Here is a 16,785-nt window from a genome sequence, read left to right on the forward strand (position 1 = left end):
GGGGGCCCGGGGGGCCCCCCCCCCCCCCCCCCCCTCCTGCGGATCGACGCAGGCATCGACACCGCACCGACGGAAGGCCCGAACGCCCAGTGGCTCAGTACATCTACTCCATGGTCCGTGCCCGCAAGGCGCACGGCGACAAGGTGATCCTGGACGACGTCACCCTGTCCTTCCTGCCCGGCGCCAAGATCGGCGTGGTCGGGCCCAACGGCGCCGGCAAGTCGACCGTCCTGAGGATCATGGCCGGCCTCGAGACGGCGTCGAACGGCGACACCGTCCTCGCCCCGGACGCCACGGTCGGCATGCTCCAGCAGGAGCCGCCGCTCAACGAGGAGCTCGACGTGCGCGGCAACGTCGAGGAGGCGGTCAAGCCGCTGCGCGACGCTCTGACCCGCTTCGAGGAGGTCAGCGCGGCGATGGGCGAGCCCGACGCCGACTTCGACGCGCTGCTGGCCGAGCAGGGCGAGCTCATGGAGGTCATCGAGCAGCACGACGGCTGGGAGCTCGACGCCCGCATCGAGCAGGCGATGGACGCCCTGCGCTGCCCGCCGGGCGACGCGGACGTCACCGTCCTCTCCGGCGGTGAGCGCCGCCGCGTGGCGCTGTGCAAGCTGCTGCTCGAGGCGCCGGACCTGCTGCTGCTCGACGAGCCCACCAACCACCTCGACGCCGAGAGCGTGGCCTGGCTCGAGCAGCACCTGGAGAAGTACGCCGGCACCGTCGTCGCCGTCACCCACGACCGGTACTTCCTCGACAACGTCGCCCAGTGGATCCTCGAGCTCGACCGCGGCCGGGCCTACCCCTACGAGGGCAACTACTCCACCTACCTGGAGACCAAGGCCACCCGCCTCAAGGTCGAGGGCGCCAAGGACGCCAAGCGGCAGAAGCGGCTGGCCGAGGAACTGGAGTGGGTGCGCTCCGGCGCGAAGGCGCGGCAGGCGAAGAGCAAGGCCCGCCTCGCCCGCTACGAGGAGATGGCCGCGGAGGCCGACAAGTACCGCAAGCTGGACTTCGAGGAGATCCAGATCCCGCCGGGCCCGCGGCTGGGCAACGTCGTCGTCGAGAGCCAGGACCTCACCAAGGGCTTCGGCGACCGGATCCTCATCGACGACCTGTCCTTCACGCTGCCGCGCAACGGCATCGTCGGCGTCGTCGGCCCCAACGGCGCGGGCAAGACCACGCTGTTCAAGATGCTCGTCGGCGAGGAGAAGCCCGACGACGGCGAGATCAAGGTCGGCGAGACGGTCAAGATCTCCTACGTCGAGCAGACCCGCAGCGGCATCGACCCCAAGAAGACGCTGTGGGAGGTCGTCTCCGACGGCCTGGACCACATCAAGGTCGGCAACGTCGAGATGCCCTCGCGGGCCTACGTCGCGGCGTTCGGGTTCAAGGGCCCCGACCAGCAGAAGCCGGCCGGCGTGCTGTCCGGCGGTGAGCGCAACCGGCTGAACCTGGCGCTCACCCTCAAGCAGGGCGGCAACCTGCTGCTGCTCGACGAGCCCACCAACGACCTCGACGTCGAGACGCTCACCAGCCTCGAGTCGGCGCTGCTGGAGTTCCCCGGCTGCGCCGTGGTCGTCAGCCACGACCGGTGGTTCCTCGACCGCGTGGCCACCCACATCCTCGCCTACGAGGGCGACTCGAAGTGGTTCTGGTTCGAGGGCAACTTCGCCGACTACGAGAAGAACAAGGTGCAGCGGCTCGGCCCCGAGGCGGCGCGTCCGCACCGGGCCACCTACCGCAAGCTCACCCGCGACTAGAAGGACCCCGCTGCCCCCCACGCCTCGCTGACGCTCGGCGCGGGCCCCTGCAGCGGGGCCGTTCCAGTACGTCGCCTGGCCGGCCGGAGCACCCGCTCCGGCCGGCCGGTGGCGTCTCAGCCGCCGAAGGCGACGACGAAGCGGGCCTGGCGGCGCGTCTCGACCGCGCGCGGCCGGTACACGCGGCGGACGAACGCCACGGCCTCGCCCGCCGGCACGCCGTCGAGGACGGCCAGGCACGCCAGCGCCGTCCCGGTCCGCCCCGTCCCGCCGCCGCAGGCGACCTCCACCCGCTCACCCGCCGACCGCTCCCACGCCTCGACCAGCGCCGCGCGCAACGCGTCGGGGTCGGCGGGCAGCCGGAAGTCCGGCCAGCGCACCCAGCGGACCTCCCAGCCGGGGTCCGCCGGGGGCCGCCCCAGCAGGTGGACGCCGAAGGACGGCAGCGGCCCGGCGGGGAGTGGTGCGCGCAGGCCGCGACCGCGCACCCGGCGACCCGAGGGCAGCACGACGACGCCCGCAGCACCGTCGTCCCACCCGTCCACGCCCAGGACGGTAGGGCGGTGCGCGCTCCCCCGGCGCCCCGAGCACCGGATGTGCACGCACCGCGGCGGGAAGGTGCTCTGCGGCGCGGTGTGTGCACACAGCGCGGGCGAACCAGGCGCGGTCGACGTCGTCAGCGGCGGTGCGGCAGGGTGTCGCACCGTGCGGTACACGGTGCAGGTCCCGATGCGCTGGTCGGACATGGACGCCTACGGCCACGTGAACAACGTCGTCCACCTGCAGTACTTCGAGATGGCCCGCGTGGCGCTGTTCTTCGAGCGCGCCTCCCTGGAGGAGCGCACCGGGCTGCGCCGCGGCACCGTCGTCGCCGCGCACGAGATCCGCTACAAGCTCCCGGTCGTCTACTCGGCCCGCCCGCTCGACGTCCAGCTGTGGGTGTCGGACGTGCGGGCGGCCTCGTTCACGTGCCACTACGAGGTCTTCGACCACGAGCGGCTCGCCGTCACCGGCAGCACGCTGCTGGTGCCCTTCGACTTCACCATCAACCGCCCGCGCCGGCTCAGCGCGGACGAGAAGGAGTTCCTCGAGCGCTGGGCCGACGAGCCGGGGGAGTGACGCCCGGGGTCAGCGGACCGGGGCGGCGTAGGCGACGGAGCTGCCCGCGTGCATCCAGTCGCGCGGCGGCGCGGTCTCGACCACCCGCTTGCCCAGCGGGAACAGCCCGACGGCGGCGAGCTTGAAGGACGCGACGCCGAAGGGGATGCCGATGACCGTCAGGCAGAACGCGATCCCGGCGACGACGTGCAGCAGCGCCAGCCACCACCCGGCGACGAGGAACCACAGCAGGTTGCCCACCGCCGAGGCCACCCCGGCGCCCGGCGCCCGCACCGTCGTCCGCCCGAAGGGCCACACCACGAACCCGGCGAGCCGGAACGCGGCGATGCCGAAGGGGATGGTGACGACCAGCAGGCAGGCGATGGCGCCGGCGAGGGCGTAGGCCAGCGCCAGCACCCAGCCGTGCAGGACGAGCCAGACCAGGTTCAGCAGTGTCCGGAGGGTGTCCACACCGGTACCACGGGCCGCGCGGCGCGGAGGTTCCGCGGAGGCTGCCGGCCCGTCACACGACCCGCGGCACCGGCCGCTCGGCGCCGGTGGGCATCCCGCGCTCGGCCGCCTCCTCCTCCGGCACCAGCCGGACGACGGCGCCCTCGGCGACCTCCGCGCCGGTGAACACCCCCGCGTTGACCCCGCCGCGGTGCACCATCGCCTTGACCAGCCGCACGCCGGTCAGCCGCTCGAGGTGGGTGCACGGCGGGCAGCGCTTGGCGCCGAAGAGCAGCGCGTCCCCCACGGCGAACCAGCGGCCGACCAGCGACGGGAGCTCGATGCCGGTGGTGACCAGGTTGCGGCGGGTGTCCCCAGGCGTCAGGGGGGCGCCCACCTCGGCGGCGACCGCGGCGACGTCGGCGGCGTCGATGAGCGTCAGCTGCTTCTCCAGGTCCGGGTCCTGCGCGCACGTGCCGCCGCCGAGGGCGTAGCGGTCGCCCTCGAGCCCCCGGCCGGCCACCAGCCGCGCGGAGGTCACCCGCCGCATCGGCGCGGCCGCCGTCGGCGTCAGCCAGATCTCGGTCAGCGTGCCGGTCACGGGACCTCCGGGGAGCGGCGGCGAGGGGACGGGTCGTCGTCGGCACCGCGGGCGTCGAGCGCCTCGCTGACGTCGTGGGCCATCTGCAGCACCTGCACCAGCAGCGGTGCCACCGTCGTCCGCAGGGCGCGGACCCCGCGCGCCGTGCCGCCGCGCGCGGCCTGGGCGGCCCGGATCCGGTCGGCGCGCTCGACGAGCACGGGGATGAACCGCAGCGCCATGGCGATGGCCAGCCCGACCCGCGCCGGCCGGACGCCGACCAGCCGCAGCGGGGCGCACAGCCGCTCGACCACCCGGACCATCTCGCTCACCCGCGTCGTCGCGGTCACCACGGCCGCGGCGAGCACCAGCGTGAGCAGGCGCAGCGCGACGTGGGTGCCGGTGCGCAGGTCCGTGGTCACCGCGTGGACCACCAGCAGCGCCAGGAGCCACCACACGACCGCACGCGCCTGCCGGGCCAGCACGGCCGCCGGCAGCCGGGCCACCAGCAGCCCGACGGCGACCACGCCCGCCAGCGCGGCGGCGGCCGCCGTCACCGAGGGCAGGGCGAACAGCGCCACGGCGAGCACGACCAGGGCCAGCAGCTTGGCCCCGGCCGGGAGCCGGTGCACCAGACCGGCTCCGGGGACGTAGAGGGTGAGGGTCACCGGACCGCCATCAGCGCGCGGTAGGCGGCCACGGCCGGGCCCGGGGCGGCGTCCTCGACGACCCGGCCGCCGTCGACGACCAGCACGCGGTCGAAGTCGTCGAGCAGGTCCAGCTGGTGGGTGACCACGACCACCTGCTGCTCGAGCCCGGCGATCAGCTCGGCCACGCGGCGGGCGTTGACCAGGTCCAGCAGGGTGGTCGGCTCGTCGAACACGATGCGGGCCGGGCGCATGACCAGCACGCCGGCGATGGCCAGCAGCTGCTTCTGCCCGCCGGAGAGCAGGTGGGCCGGGTGGTCGGCGTGCCCGGCCAGGCCGTGGCGCTGCAGCGCCTCGGCGGTGCGGGCGGCGCGCTCGTCGGGCGGGACGCCCTGGTTCTCCAGCCCGTAGGCGACGTCCTCGGCCACCGTCGGGTGCACGATCTGCGCGTCGGGGTCCTGGAACACGAACCCGACCCGGCGGCGCACGGCGCGCACCTGGGTGCGGGTGTCCAGTCCGTCGACGAGCACCCGGCCCTCGCTCGGCACGACCAGGCCGTTGAGCAGCCGGGCGAACGTGCTCTTGCCCGAGCCGTTGGCGCCGATCACGCCGACGCGCCGCTCGGTGAGCGTCAGGTCGAGGCCGTCGAGCACCACCCGGTCCCCGTACCGGTGCCCCACGCCGCGCAGCTCGATGCCGCGCGCGGGGTCGGCGACGTCGTCGCCCGGCGGCGCCGCCCCGGGACGGCGGAATCTCACCGGGCGCCGGCGGCCCGCCGGGGACGCTCGATGACCGGGTAGCTGCGCCGGACGACGTCGGCGACGGCCGCGGCGACGAAGGCCTTGAACAGGTCGCCCGGGATGAAGACCGCGGCGCCGGACCAGAACGCCTCGGCCCACGGCAGCCCGACGACGGCCTTGAGCACGGGGACCCCGATCGCGTAGACCACCACGATGCCGCCGACGACGTTGACCACCGTGCCGACCAGGACGTTGTACCGGTCCCAGGTGCGCTCGGTCAGCCAGCCGATCACGAACGCGGCCACCGGCCAGCTGAACAGGTAGCCCGCCGTCGGGCCGGCGAAGGGGGCGAGGCCGCCCGCGCCGCTGGACAGCAGCGGCAGCCCGACGGCCACCAGGACCAGGAACAGCAGGACGGCGAGGGAGCCGCGGCGGGCGCCCAGGACGGCGCCGGCGAGCATCACGCCGAGCGTCTGCGCGGTGATCGGCACCGGGCCGACGGGGATGGCCGGCAGTGTGCCCAGCACCGCGATGATCGCGGCGAAGAGGGCGACGTAGGCGAGGTCCCGGGTCTTCACGGTGTCTCCTCCGAGAGGCAGCGGGCGGCGGCCCGCGCGGTCTCGGCGGAAGGTACCGGAGGACGGCGCCGGAGCGGCGGGCCGGGCAGGTCGTCGACCGGACGGGGGACCCCGGAGACGGTCGCCGACAGTGTCGGCGCGCTCACCTGCAGGAACGCCGGCCGGTTTGCCGGGCTCCGGGGACCCGTGTTGTCTGGGGTCCTGAGCCCCTCGGCGAAGGCGGAACGACAGGCATGGCAACCGGGTGGTGGGCGTCGCTGTGGACGTGGGGACGCACCACACCACGTGAACGGCCCACGGAGCCCCGCGCCCGGGCCCCGGACGACGGGTCCCGGCCGGCGGCGCCCGGTCCGCGCCCCGTGCACACACAGACGTCCGGTCCCTCCGGCCGACCCGGGTCACCCCCCGACCCGGCGCGCAGCAGCCCGCTGCTGCGTCCTCCCATCGAGACGACAGGAGCCCTCCCCGTGGCACAGCTGGACAACATCATCGCCGACCTGCTCGCGATCGAGGGCGCCAGCGGCGCCGCGATCGTGGACATCGACAGCGGCATGGCCCTCGCGAGCGGCGGCACGCCCGGGTTCGACCTGAACGTCGCGGCTGCCGGGAACTCGAACGTGGTGCGCGCCAAGCTGCGCACCATCCAGGACCTCGAGCTCAAGGACGAGATCGAGGACATCCTGATCACGCTGCAGAACCAGTACCACCTGATCAACGTGCTCAAGGGCCAGAACAACTCGGGCCTGTTCATCTACCTGGCGCTCAACCGCGTGACGGCGAACCTCGCCCTCGCCCGGCACAAGCTGCGCGCGGTCGCGAGCACCGTCGCCGTCTGACGAGGGACCGGCACCCCACCGAGCGCAGGACCGCTCGGTGGGGTGCTCGGTCACGCGGCCGTGGCGGCCTCGACGATGCGGTCGCGGACGGCGTCGACGGCGAGCTCGCGGGTGTCGATCCAGCGCGCGACCCGGCCGCCGGAGACGATGCCGACGCGGTCGCAGCACTCGGCCAGCTCGTCGGGGTCGACGGAGACGACGACGACCGACGTCCCGTGCGCGGTGGCCTCGTCGAGCAGCCGGCGCACCTGGGCGCGGGCCCGGACGTCGAGGCCGCGGGTGGGCTCGTGCAGCACGACGACGTCGCGGGCCGAGGCCATCCACCGGGCCAGCGCCAGCTTGTGCTGGTCGCCGCCGGACAGCGCGCCGAAGACGGTGCGGATGCTCAGCGTCTTCACGTCGAACTGGTGCACCGTGCGGATGACCCCGCGCAGCGTCGCGATCTCCTCGCGGATGTCGGTGAGCGCGCCCCAGGCCTGCCGGGTGAGGGTGCGGGCGATCGTCTCCCCGGGGTCGACGCCGTAGGCGTCCTGGTCGGGGTGGTAGGCCGGCAGCCGCAGCGGGCACTCGTCGGCCGCGCCCAGCGACCGGGGCTCGCCGTGCAGCAGCAGCTCGTCGGTGACGGCGGGCAGCTCCCCGGACAGCGCGTCGGCGATCTCGGTGACGCCGGAGGCGCGGTGCCCGGTCAGCCCGACCACCTCGCCGCGGCGCAGCACCAGGTCGACGCCCTCGACCCGGCCGGGCACCCGCAGGTTGCGCACCTGCAGGGCGACCTCCTCGCCGTCGACGGGCGCGGGGGCGTCGTCCTGCGGCACCGGCGGGACCACCGACGCGACCCGCGGCGCCGGCGGGGACACCGGCGCGCCGACCGTCTCGGCGGCCAGCCGCTCGGGGTCGAGGTCGGCGCTCGGGCTGTCGAGGGCGATCCGGCCCTCGCGCAGGACCAGCACCCGGTCGACCACCTCGAGCATCTCGGGCAGCCGGTGGCTGATGTAGAGCACGCCGCGGCCCTGCCGGCTCAGCCGGCCGGTGACGGCGTGCAGCCGCGAGACCTCCAGGGGCAGCAGCGCGGCCGACACCTCGTCGAGCACGACCAGCCGGGTGTCCTCGGCGAGCACGCGGGCGGTCTCCACCAGCCCGTGCACGAAGTGCGGCAGGTCGCCGACGAGGGTGTCGGGGTCGACGTCGAGGGCGACCTCGGCGAGCAGCACCTGGGCCTGCCGGCGCAGCTCCGCCTGCGGGCGGGCCGCCTGGGGCGTGCCGCGGAACACCGCCTGGGCGACGGTGAGGACGGGGTCGATCCGGACGAGCTGCTCGACGACGCCGACGCCGAGGTGGCGGGCGTCGTCGGCGGACAGCGGCGCGAACGGGGAGCCCTGCAGCGTCATCGACCCGCCGTCGGCCGGGGTGAGGCCGGCGACGATGTCGCCGAGGGTGGACTTGCCCGCCCCGTTGGTGCCGACGAGCCCGACGACCTCGCCCTCGTCGACGGCGAAGGAGACCTCGCGCAGGACCCGCCTGGCCCCGTAGGACTTGGTCAGTCCCTGGACCTGCAGCAACGTCATGAGCGGGCGGGCCTCCCCCGGACCGGGTCCCGCGACCAGGGCCGAGGGACCGTGCTGGCAGCGTCCCCGCGACGCTGGGTACCGGGACCGATCCTACCCGTGGCCGACCTCACCGACCCCCCGAGCGGAGGGCCGGTGAGGTGCAGGGAGGTCCTTCCCCTAGGCGTGCAGCCAGACCGCCGTGTCGGCCGGCACGACGCCCCCGGAGACGTCCTCGCTGGCCAGCAGGACCGCGCCCTCGGGCAGCGGCACGGCGCGCGCGGAGGCGTTGACCAGGCACACCAGCCCGCCCGGGCGGCGGAACGCCAGGCAGCCCTCCGGCGCCGGCAGCCACTCGAGGGACTCCCCGGCGAACAGCGGCGAGGACCGGCGCAGGCGCAGCGCCGCCCGGTACAGCGAGAGCACCGACGCCGGGTCGGCGGCCTGCGCCTCGGCGGTCAGCGGACCCCAGCCCGCGGGCATCGGCAGCCAGGTGTCGGGCCGGGCGGAGAAGCCGTAGGACGGCTCGGTGCCCGACCACGGCACCGGGATCCGGCAGGCGTCGCGGCCGCGCTCGGTGTGGCCCGAGCGCTCCCAGATCGGGTCCTGCAGCGCCTCGTCGGGCAGGTCGACGTCGGGCATGCCGAGCTCGTCGCCGTTGTAGACGTAGGCCGCGCCGGGCAGCGCCAGCTGCAGCAGCGCCGCCGCCCGCGCCCGCCGGGTGCCGGCCTCGCCGCCGCCGTAGCGGGTCACGTGCCGCGGGCGGTCGTGGTTGGACAGCACCCAGCAGGCCGGCGCCGGCGTCGCCGCCACGGTGGCCAGGGAGTGGACGACGGCGTCGCGCAGGTCCTCGACGTCCCAGTCGGCGGTCAGCAGCTTGAAGTTGAACGCCAGGTGCAGCTCGTCGGCCCGCAGGTAGCGCGCGAGCCGGTCGTCGTCCTTCAGCCACACCTCGCCGACGGCCATGGTGCCGGGGTACTCGTCGAGCACGGCCCGCACCCGGCGGTGCACGTCGTGCACGCCCTCCTGGTCGAACCGGAGGTCACCGGGCCCGTGGTCGTCGAGCAGGCCGGTGTCCTCCATCGGGACCATGTCGGGCAGCCCCTCGGGCTTGGCCATGCCGTGCCCGACGTCGATGCGGAACCCGTCGACGCCGCGGTCGAGCCAGAACCGCATCGTCGTCTCGAGGTCCGCGACGACCTCCGGACGGGTGAAGTCCAGGTCGGGCTGCTCGGGCGCGAAGAGGTGCAGGTACCACTGGCCGTCGGGTACCCGCGTCCACGCCGGCCCGCCGAAGACCGAGGGCCAGTTGTTCGGCGGCTCGGAGCCGTCGGGCCCGCGGCCGTCGCGGAACAGGTAGCGCGCCCGCTCGGGCGAGCCGGGGCCGGCGGCCAGCGCCGCCTGGAACCAGGCGTGCCGGTCGGAGGTGTGGTTGGGCACCAGGTCGACGGTCACCCGGATGCCGAGGGCGTGCGCGTCGGCCAGCAGGGCGTCGAACCCGGGGAGGTCGCCGAAGACCGGCTCGACGTCGCGGGGGTCGGCGACGTCGTAGCCGTGGTCGGCCATCGGCGAGGGGTAGAACGGCGTGATCCACAGCGCGTCGACGCCGAGCTCGGCGAGGTACGGCAGGCGCGAGCGGATGCCGGCCAGGTCACCGACGCCGTCGCCGCTGCCGTCGGCGAAGCTGCGGACGTAGACCTGGTAGAAGACGGCGTCGCGCCACCAGTCGGGATCGGTGCGTCGGAACGGGTGCAGGGCAGGGTCCACCGGGGTCACCGGGCTCCTCTAGGGGGTGTTTGTCGGCCCCCTCGCAGGGGCCCGCCACGAGCGTGCGAGTGGCGGGGGGCGAGGGGGTCCTTCGTTTACGGGCGCAGCAGGCCGGGCGCGTCGTCGGGCCAGCGGTTCTGCATGCTGCGGGCGGCCATCGTCAGGTAGCCCCAGAGCGTGGCGTCCTGCTCGGCGGTCAGCTCGAGGGAGTCGACGGCGTCGCGCATGTGCCGCAGCCACGCGTCGCGCTCGGCCGGGCCGATGGCGAAGGGGGCGTGGCGCATGCGCAGCCGCGGGTGGCCGCGCTGCTGGGAGTACGTCGTCGGACCGCCCCAGTACTGCTCGAGGAAGCCGCGCAGCCGGGTCTCGGCGCCGTCCCAGTCGTCCTGGGGGTACAGCGGCGCGAGCACCGGGTCGGCGCGGACGCCCTCGTAGAAGCGGGCGACCAGCCGCCGGAAGACCGGCTCGCCGCCGACCTCCTCGTAGAAGGTCCGCGCCGAGGGCAGGGACCGGCTCGCCTCGCTCATGACACCGATGGTCCCGCAGTCCGGTGCCGGCCCGCCACGGCGGGTCGGGTGCGGGCCAGCGCGAGCAGCGGCGGGACGACGGCGACCAGGCCCAGACCGCCGGCGATCGCGACGACGGCGGCGGCCGGCACCCGCTCGGCGGCGAGCCCCGCGCCGAGCGCGCCCAGCCCCTGCACGCCGTAGAGGCCGCTGACCGCGACGCCGAACGCCCGCCCGCGCACCGCCGGCGGCACCGCCTGCACGAAGGCGACGTTGAGCGGGATCGTCCAGGAGGCGCCGAGGCCGGCGACGAACAGCAGGGCGACGACGAGCACGTACGCCGCCCGGCCGGGCCCGGCCGCCAGCGCCACCAGCCCGGCGAGCAGCACCGGCGCGAGGGACAGCACGACGAGCACGGGCATGAGCCGCTCGCTGCGGGCGGTCCCGAGCAGCCGGGCGACGACGAGGCCGCCGACGGTCACGCCCAGCGGGTTGGCCGCCAGCAGCACGCCGAGCGCGACGGCGCCCTCGCCGAGGTCGTCGGTGAGCGGCGCGGCGATGCCCTCGGCGGCGTTGGCGAACAGCGTGCCGGTCCACAGCAGGGCGATGATCGCGACCAGCCGGGGGCTGCGCCCGATCAGCCGCAGCCCCTCGCCGGTCTCCCGCCACACCGACGACGGCTCGTCGCTGGGCTCGATCGGCGCCGGTCGGCGCTGCAGCCCGACCGACAGCCACAGCGCCGACACGGCGAAGGTCGCCGCGTCGAGCAGCAGCACCACCGACGGGTCGAACGCGGTGACCAGCGCGCCGGCGGCGAGGAACCCGACCACCTGCGCCACCTGCAGGCTGACGTTGGTCAGCGAGGTCGCGACCGCGTACCGCTCGCCCTCCAGCACGTCGGCCGTGAGCGCCGAGCGGGCCGACTCGAACGGCGGCGCGCACAGCGACACGGCGAACAGCAGGAGGAGCAGCACCGGCAGCGGGGTGCCGGGGACCGCCATGAGCCCGACCAGCCCGGCCCGCAGGACGTCGCTGACGACCAGCACCCGCTGCCGCGGGAACCGGTCGGCGATGGTGGCCAGCACCGGCCCGCCCAGCGCCCACGGCAGGAAGCTCAGCGCGAAGGTGAACGCCGACAGCAGCGGCGAGTCGGTGCGCTGGTAGACGAGGACGGTCAGCGCCACGCGGGCGAGCTCGTCGCCGATCGTCGACAGCGTGTAGGTGCCGAACAGCGGCCGGAACTCCCGCACGGCGAAGACCGCCCGGAACGAGGGCCGGCCCTCCGCCGTGCCGGGGGCCCCGTCCCCGCTCATCGGACGCCGGCCGTGCCCGCCGCGGCGGCCGAGGCGGCGCCGAGCAGCGGCGGGGGCGTCCGGATGCCCTCGGCCACGAACCGCTCCTTGAGCCGCATCCGCAGCTCCCGGCCGACCCGCCACTGGTCGGCGTTGGTCGAGCGCACCTGCACGCGCATGAAGACCCCCTCCGACAGGATCTGCTCCACGCCGAGGGACTCGGGCTCGGCCAGCAGCACCGCGGCCCACTCCTCCTCGGCGTACATCTCGTCGGCGACCTCCTGCATCACCGTGCGGCAGCGCTCCAGGTCGGTGTCGTGCGCGACCGGCATGTCGATGACCACCTGCGCGTAGCCCTGGCTCTTGTTGCCGACCCGCAGGATCTCGCCGTTGCGGGCGTACCAGACGACGCCGTTGACGTCGCGCAGCCGGGTGATCCGCAGGCCCACCGCCTCCACGGTCCCGCTGGCCTCGCCGAGGTCGACGACGTCGCCGACGCCGTACTGGTCCTCGAGGATGATCCCGATCCCGGCGATGAAGTCCTTGATCAGGTTCTGCGCGCCGAAGCCGAGCGCGACGCCGACGACCCCCGCGCTGGCCACGATCGGCGCCAGGTTGATCCCCAGCTCGCCGAGCACCAGCACGACGGCGATGCCCATGATCACGAAGGAGGCGAAGCTGCGCAGCACCGAGCCGATGGCCTCGGCCCGCTGGGTGCGGCGGGCCGCGACCGGCTCGAGGGCGTCGCCGGCGCCGCCGCGGTTGCGCAGCGGCCGCAGGATCGTCGGCATCGACCCGGTCGCGGTGCGCTCGGTCAGCCGGCGGATCGCCCGGTGCACGAGGAGGCGCACGACCGCGGCGAGCACCAGGACCAGCAGGATCCGGGCCGGCCGGGCGATCAGCGCGTCGGCGTTGCCGGCCAGCCAGTCGATGCCGGAGAGCTCGTACACCCGCGCGCAGAGGGTGGTCGGGTCCGAGACGCAGTCGGGGACGGCCTCGGCGAGGAAGCCGTCAGCGGCGACTACGGAGGGTGGAGCAGTCATCACCCTCCATGGTGTCAGGTCGGTATCGGTTCTCCGAGACCCGGCGCGCCTGTTCCGTCACTCCGATGCGGTCACTCCGCTGCCGTGAGCCCGGTGGCCGCGGCGAGGAAGGCGAGCTGGTCGGCGGCCAGGCCCACCGTGCGGCTGACCGCCCGGGCCCCGTGCCCCACCGACGTCTCGCGGCGCAGCACCACCGGCGCCCCGGCGCTCGTGGCCGCCTGCAGCGCGGCGGCGAGCTTGCGGGCGTGCAGCGGGTCGACGCGGGTGTCGGACTCGAAGGTCGTGAACAGCACGGCCGGGTAGGCGGTGCCCTCGCGGACCGCGTGGTAGGGCGAGTAGCCCAGCAGCCAGCCGAGCTCCACCGGGTCGTCGGCGGTGCCGTACTCGTCGTTCCAGGTCCGGCCCAGGCCGAAGCGCTCGTAGCGGACCATGTCCAGCAGCGGCGCGCTGCAGACGACGCCCGCGGCGAGGTCGGGCCGCTGGGTGAGCGTGGCGCCCACGAGCAGGCCGCCGTTGGAGCCGCCCATCACCGCGAGCTGCCGGTGCGTCGTCCAGCCCTGCGCGACGAGGTGCTCGCCGGCGGCGGCGAAGTCGTCGAAGACGTTCTGCTTGCGCTCGCGCATCCCGGCGCGGTGCCACTGCTCGCCGTGTTCGGAGCCGCCGCGCAGGTTCGCCACCGCCCACACACCGCCGGCGGCGACCCAGGCCAGCGCCTGCGCCGAGTAGGCCGGGGTGAGCGAGACGTTGAACCCGCCGTAGCCGTAGAGCACGGTCGGGCGCGGGGCGTCGGGGCTGCCCGTCCGGGAGACGACGAACAGGTGCACCGGCGTCCCGTCGCGGGAGGTCGCGTGCGTCTCGACCACGGTCACGTCCGGCACCGCGCCGGCCACCGGCGCGCGCTCGTCCGGGGTGAGGGTGTCCGGGGCGGTGGCCTCCCAGCGCAGCACCGAGGGCGGAGTGGCGAAGTCGGTGTAGCCGACCCACGCCGTCGTCCCGCCCTCCGGCGGCGCGCTCACGCCCGAGACGCTGCCCGGCGGGAGTCCGGTCACCTCGCCGAGGCGGCCCGAGCCGTCGCCGGCCCAGACCGAGAGCCGGTCGGTGGCGTCGACGGAGTGGACGGCGAGCACCTGCAGCGACCCGTCGGCGCCGTCGACGAGGGCGACGTCGGAGAGCACGCCGTCGTCGGACTCGGGGACGACGTCGCGCCACGCCTCCGGCGCCCACGTCGCCGGGTCGGCGGGGTCGGCGACCGCCAGCCGCCACCGCGGGGTGCCGCGGTCGCTCATCAGCCACAGCCGCCCGTCGCGGGCCACCCAGGCGGCGGTCTGCGCGTCGACGCCGGCCTGCAGCTCCCGCAGCGCCGGCGTCTCGCCGTCCGGAGTCGTCGCCAGGTCGGCCAGCCAGACGTCGTCGCGCGGGGCGGTGCCGGCCGACGCGGAGACGACCAGCCAGCGGCCGTCGGCGCTGGTGCGCACGCCGTAGTAGTTGGTGGGGTCCAGCCCCTCCCCGTGCACGAGGGCGTCGCCGTCGGGGTCGGCGCCGACCCGGTGGCGCCACACCCGGCGGTGGAACTGCTCCTCGCCGGCGGGCACCCGGTCGGGTGCGAGGCGGCGGACGTAGAACAGCTCCTCCCCGCCGGGCAGCCAGGCGACGGGGGAGTAGCGGCAGCGGTCGACCGGGCCGTCGAGCCGCTCGCCGGTGGCGACGTCGAGGACGTACAGCCGCGACTCCTCGTCGCCGCCGGTGGACAGCTGGTAGGCCAGCCGGTCGCCCTCCCACGACGGCGACCAGGCGTCGAGCGTGGTGGTGCCCGACGGGTCGAGCGCCACCGGGTCGACCAGCACGCGCACGGTGCCGTCGGGCTCGCGGACCCGCAGGACGGCGTGCTCCTGGCCGGGGTCGCGCCGGGTGGAGAACGCGCGGCCGCCGCGGTGCACCGGGACGCCGACGGCGCCGGCGTGCACGAGCTGCTCGAGGCGGGCGGTGAAGGCCGGGCGCAGCGGCAGGGCGCCGAGGACGTCGGCCGCGAGCGCGTCCTGGGCCGCCGTCCAGGCCGTCGTCCGCGGGTCGTCGGGGTCCTCCAGCCAGCGGTAGGGGTCGGCCACGCGGTGGCCGTTCAGGTCCTCGACCAGGTCGAGCCGTTCGGCGTCGGGGTAGCGCACCCGCACGACCGTAACGGCCGGTGTCCGGGGGAGCGCGGGTTCCCGCGCGCGCAGGGTGCCCTGGTCAGGGCAGGATGGTGCTGCCCTGCGGGCCGCCCTGGTATGGCGGTCCGGGGCGTCGGAGGTGCTCCGTGTCGCGTTCCGCGTCCGGGTCGTCGCCGGTGGGCCACCCAGGTCCGCGACGCGACCCCGTCCCCGTCCCCCGGCTGCCCGTGCCCTCGTCCGGCACGACGTCGGCCACGCTGCTGCTCAACGCCACCTACGAACCGCTGTGCGTGGTCTCCAGCCGCCGCGCGATCGTGCTGGTCCTGGCCGACAAGGCGGTGCCGGTCGACGCCGCCGCCGAGGTCGTCCACGCCGAGCGGGTGAGCCTGCCGGTGCCCGTCGTCGTCCGGCTGACCCGGTACGTGCGGGTGCCCTACCCGGCCCAGGTGCCGCTGTCGCGCCGGGCGGTGTTCACCCGCGACGGGCAGACCTGCGTCTACTGCGGCAGCTCGGCGACCAGCATCGACCACGTGGTGCCCCGCAGCCGAGGTGGCACGCACACCTGGGACAACGTCGTCGCCGCCTGCCGCCGGTGCAACCACACCAAGGCCGACCGCTCCCTGGCCGAGCTCGGCTGGAAGCTGCCGAACCCGCCCCGCACGCCCAGCGGCGCGGCGTGGCGGCTGCTCGGCGCGCGGACGGTGGACCCCCGCTGGCGGGAGTGGCTCGGCGTCCCCGAGAGCGTCTCGGCATGAGGGACCCCGCTGCTCCCCACCGCTCGCGAGCTCGCGGCGGGCCCCTGCAGCGGGGCCGTGCTGAGCGGAACGGACGATGACCTCGGCCGGGACCGCACGGCGGCTGTGGGCGCTGGCCGAGCCGCTGCACGCGGTCACCTACTTCGCCGACGAGACGCGCTCGGCGGCCGAGGAGGCCGGCCTGACCGGCTTCTGGGCGACGTACTTCGCGCTGCGCGCGGCGCCGCTGGGGCCGGTCGGACCCGAGGTCGTGACGGCGACCTTCTACAACTTCGCCCCGGCCTTCGTCGCCCGCCGGGTGCCGGACGTGTGGTCGGCGGTGACCCCGGCGGCGGCCCTCGAGGCGCGGCTGGCCGCGGTCGACGCCGTCGTGCGCCGGGTGCTGGGGGAGTGGGCGGACTCGGCCGAGGCGGCGGAGGCCGCGGCGCTGGCCCGGGACGCCGCCGAGGCGGTCGACCTGCCCGGGCGCCCGCTCGCCGCGGCCAACGCCGGCCTGCCCTGGCCCGACCGGCCGCACCTGGCGCTGTGGCAGGCGGTGACGACGCTGCGCGAGCACCGCGGCGACGGGCACAACGCCGCGCTGCTGCAGCGCGAGGTCTCGGGCGTGGCCGCGCACGTGCTCGTGGCCGCGGCCGGCCGGGTCGACCGCGAGTGGTTGCAGCGCGCCCGCGGGTGGGGCGACGACGCGTGGGACGCCGCCGCGCGCGGGCTCACCGACCGCGGCTGGCTCGACGGCGCGGAGCTGAGCGCCGAGGGCCTGGCGATGACCACCGCGATCGAGGCCGACACCGACCGCCTGGCCGTCGGACCCTGGCGCGCGCTCGGCGACACCGGCTGCGACCGGCTCGCCGAGCTGCTCGTCCCGGTGCGCCGCGCCGTCGTCGCCGCGGGGCTGTTCCCGGACCGCAACCCGATCGGCGTCGCCCCCGACGCCGTCTGACCCGGGGGGGGGGGGGGGGGGGGGGGGGGGGGGGGGGGGGGGGGGGGGGGGGGGGGGGGGGGGGGGGGGGGGGGGGGGGGGGGGGGGGGGGGGGGGGGGGGG

General features: G+C 75.7%; 17 protein-coding genes. 5 read left to right on the forward strand and 12 right to left on the reverse strand.

Annotated elements, in window-relative coordinates; all coding sequences use genetic code 11:
* Window positions 1-89 precede the first annotated feature (89 nt).
* Complete coding sequence (gene ettA, locus ACI8AD_RS23625) at window positions 90-1,760, forward strand: energy-dependent translational throttle protein EttA (protein ID WP_456872970.1); 1,671 nt, start codon at window positions 90-92, stop codon at window positions 1,758-1,760.
* Between the two features lie 116 nt (window positions 1,761-1,876).
* Here ettA and ACI8AD_RS23630 read toward each other — a convergent pair whose 3' ends face one another.
* Complete coding sequence (locus ACI8AD_RS23630) at window positions 1,877-2,305, reverse strand: protein-tyrosine phosphatase family protein (protein ID WP_456872971.1); 429 nt, start codon at window positions 2,303-2,305, stop codon at window positions 1,877-1,879.
* A gap of 160 nt (window positions 2,306-2,465) precedes the next feature.
* Between ACI8AD_RS23630 and ACI8AD_RS23635 the strand changes: the two genes are divergently transcribed.
* Window positions 2,466-2,879: an acyl-CoA thioesterase gene (locus ACI8AD_RS23635; protein ID WP_456872972.1), complete on the forward strand. Its 414-nt coding sequence runs from the start codon at window positions 2,466-2,468 to the stop codon at window positions 2,877-2,879.
* 9 nt (window positions 2,880-2,888) lie between these two features.
* Here the strand turns inward: ACI8AD_RS23635 and ACI8AD_RS23640 are convergent, their stop codons facing one another.
* The 5 genes from ACI8AD_RS23640 to ACI8AD_RS23660 are packed head-to-tail and all read right to left on the reverse strand — an operon-like array spanning window position 2,889 to window position 5,853.
* A complete protein-coding gene (locus ACI8AD_RS23640) occupies window positions 2,889-3,329 on the reverse strand; it encodes a YccF domain-containing protein (protein ID WP_456872973.1) in 441 nt (146 codons plus the stop codon).
* Between the two features lie 52 nt (window positions 3,330-3,381).
* Entirely contained in the window at window positions 3,382-3,909 is a 528-nt protein-coding gene (locus tag ACI8AD_RS23645) for an MOSC domain-containing protein (protein WP_456872974.1), read from the reverse strand.
* A complete protein-coding gene (locus ACI8AD_RS23650) occupies window positions 3,906-4,556 on the reverse strand; it encodes an energy-coupling factor transporter transmembrane component T family protein (RefSeq protein WP_456872975.1) in 651 nt (216 codons plus the stop codon). Before ACI8AD_RS23650 ends, ACI8AD_RS23645 begins: the two co-directional genes overlap by 4 nt.
* A complete protein-coding gene (locus tag ACI8AD_RS23655) occupies window positions 4,553-5,293 on the reverse strand; it encodes an energy-coupling factor ABC transporter ATP-binding protein (RefSeq protein WP_456872976.1) in 741 nt (246 codons plus the stop codon). Before ACI8AD_RS23655 ends, ACI8AD_RS23650 begins: the two co-directional genes overlap by 4 nt.
* The gene (locus tag ACI8AD_RS23660) at window positions 5,290-5,853 is read right to left on the reverse strand and encodes a biotin transporter BioY (RefSeq protein ID WP_456872977.1); all 564 of its coding nucleotides are present in this window, start codon (window positions 5,851-5,853) and stop codon (window positions 5,290-5,292) included. The genes ACI8AD_RS23655 and ACI8AD_RS23660 overlap by 4 nt, the downstream gene beginning before the upstream one ends.
* Window positions 5,854-6,320: 467 nt before the next feature.
* Here ACI8AD_RS23660 and ACI8AD_RS23665 point away from each other — a divergent pair, with 467 nt between their 5' ends.
* The gene (locus tag ACI8AD_RS23665) at window positions 6,321-6,689 is read left to right on the forward strand and encodes a hypothetical protein (RefSeq protein WP_456872978.1); all 369 of its coding nucleotides are present in this window, start codon (window positions 6,321-6,323) and stop codon (window positions 6,687-6,689) included.
* A gap of 50 nt (window positions 6,690-6,739) precedes the next feature.
* On the opposite strand, the gene ACI8AD_RS23670 is transcribed toward ACI8AD_RS23665, so the two are convergent.
* The 6 genes from ACI8AD_RS23670 to ACI8AD_RS23695 form a co-directional block, all read right to left on the reverse strand.
* The gene (locus ACI8AD_RS23670; protein ID WP_456872979.1) at window positions 6,740-8,254 is read right to left on the reverse strand and encodes an ATP-binding cassette domain-containing protein; all 1,515 of its coding nucleotides are present in this window, start codon (window positions 8,252-8,254) and stop codon (window positions 6,740-6,742) included.
* 159 nt (window positions 8,255-8,413) lie between these two features.
* Complete coding sequence (locus ACI8AD_RS23675; protein ID WP_456872980.1) at window positions 8,414-10,000, reverse strand: glycoside hydrolase family 13 protein; 1,587 nt, start codon at window positions 9,998-10,000, stop codon at window positions 8,414-8,416.
* Window positions 10,001-10,095: 95 nt separating this feature from the next.
* Entirely contained in the window at window positions 10,096-10,527 is a 432-nt protein-coding gene (locus ACI8AD_RS23680; RefSeq protein ID WP_456872981.1) for a globin, read from the reverse strand.
* Window positions 10,524-11,819: an MFS transporter gene (locus ACI8AD_RS23685; RefSeq protein WP_456872983.1), complete on the reverse strand. Its 1,296-nt coding sequence runs from the start codon at window positions 11,817-11,819 to the stop codon at window positions 10,524-10,526. Before ACI8AD_RS23685 ends, ACI8AD_RS23680 begins: the two co-directional genes overlap by 4 nt.
* The gene (locus ACI8AD_RS23690; RefSeq protein ID WP_456872984.1) at window positions 11,816-12,841 is read right to left on the reverse strand and encodes a mechanosensitive ion channel family protein; all 1,026 of its coding nucleotides are present in this window, start codon (window positions 12,839-12,841) and stop codon (window positions 11,816-11,818) included. The genes ACI8AD_RS23685 and ACI8AD_RS23690 overlap by 4 nt, the downstream gene beginning before the upstream one ends.
* Window positions 12,842-12,912: 71 nt before the next feature.
* Window positions 12,913-15,003 (reverse strand): prolyl oligopeptidase family serine peptidase, encoded by a 2,091-nt coding sequence (locus ACI8AD_RS23695; protein WP_456872985.1) that lies wholly within the window; start codon window positions 15,001-15,003, stop codon window positions 12,913-12,915.
* A 212-nt stretch (window positions 15,004-15,215) separates the two neighbouring features.
* On the opposite strand from ACI8AD_RS23695, the gene ACI8AD_RS23700 reads away from it, so the two are divergent.
* Window positions 15,216-15,743: an HNH endonuclease gene (locus tag ACI8AD_RS23700; protein WP_089406121.1), complete on the forward strand. Its 528-nt coding sequence runs from the start codon at window positions 15,216-15,218 to the stop codon at window positions 15,741-15,743.
* A gap of 76 nt (window positions 15,744-15,819) precedes the next feature.
* A complete protein-coding gene (locus ACI8AD_RS23705) occupies window positions 15,820-16,683 on the forward strand; it encodes an SCO6745 family protein (RefSeq protein WP_456872986.1) in 864 nt (287 codons plus the stop codon).
* The last annotated feature ends 102 nt before the right edge of the window (window positions 16,684-16,785 follow it).

The sequence above is a fragment of the Geodermatophilus sp. SYSU D00766 genome, from assembly GCF_054049915.1.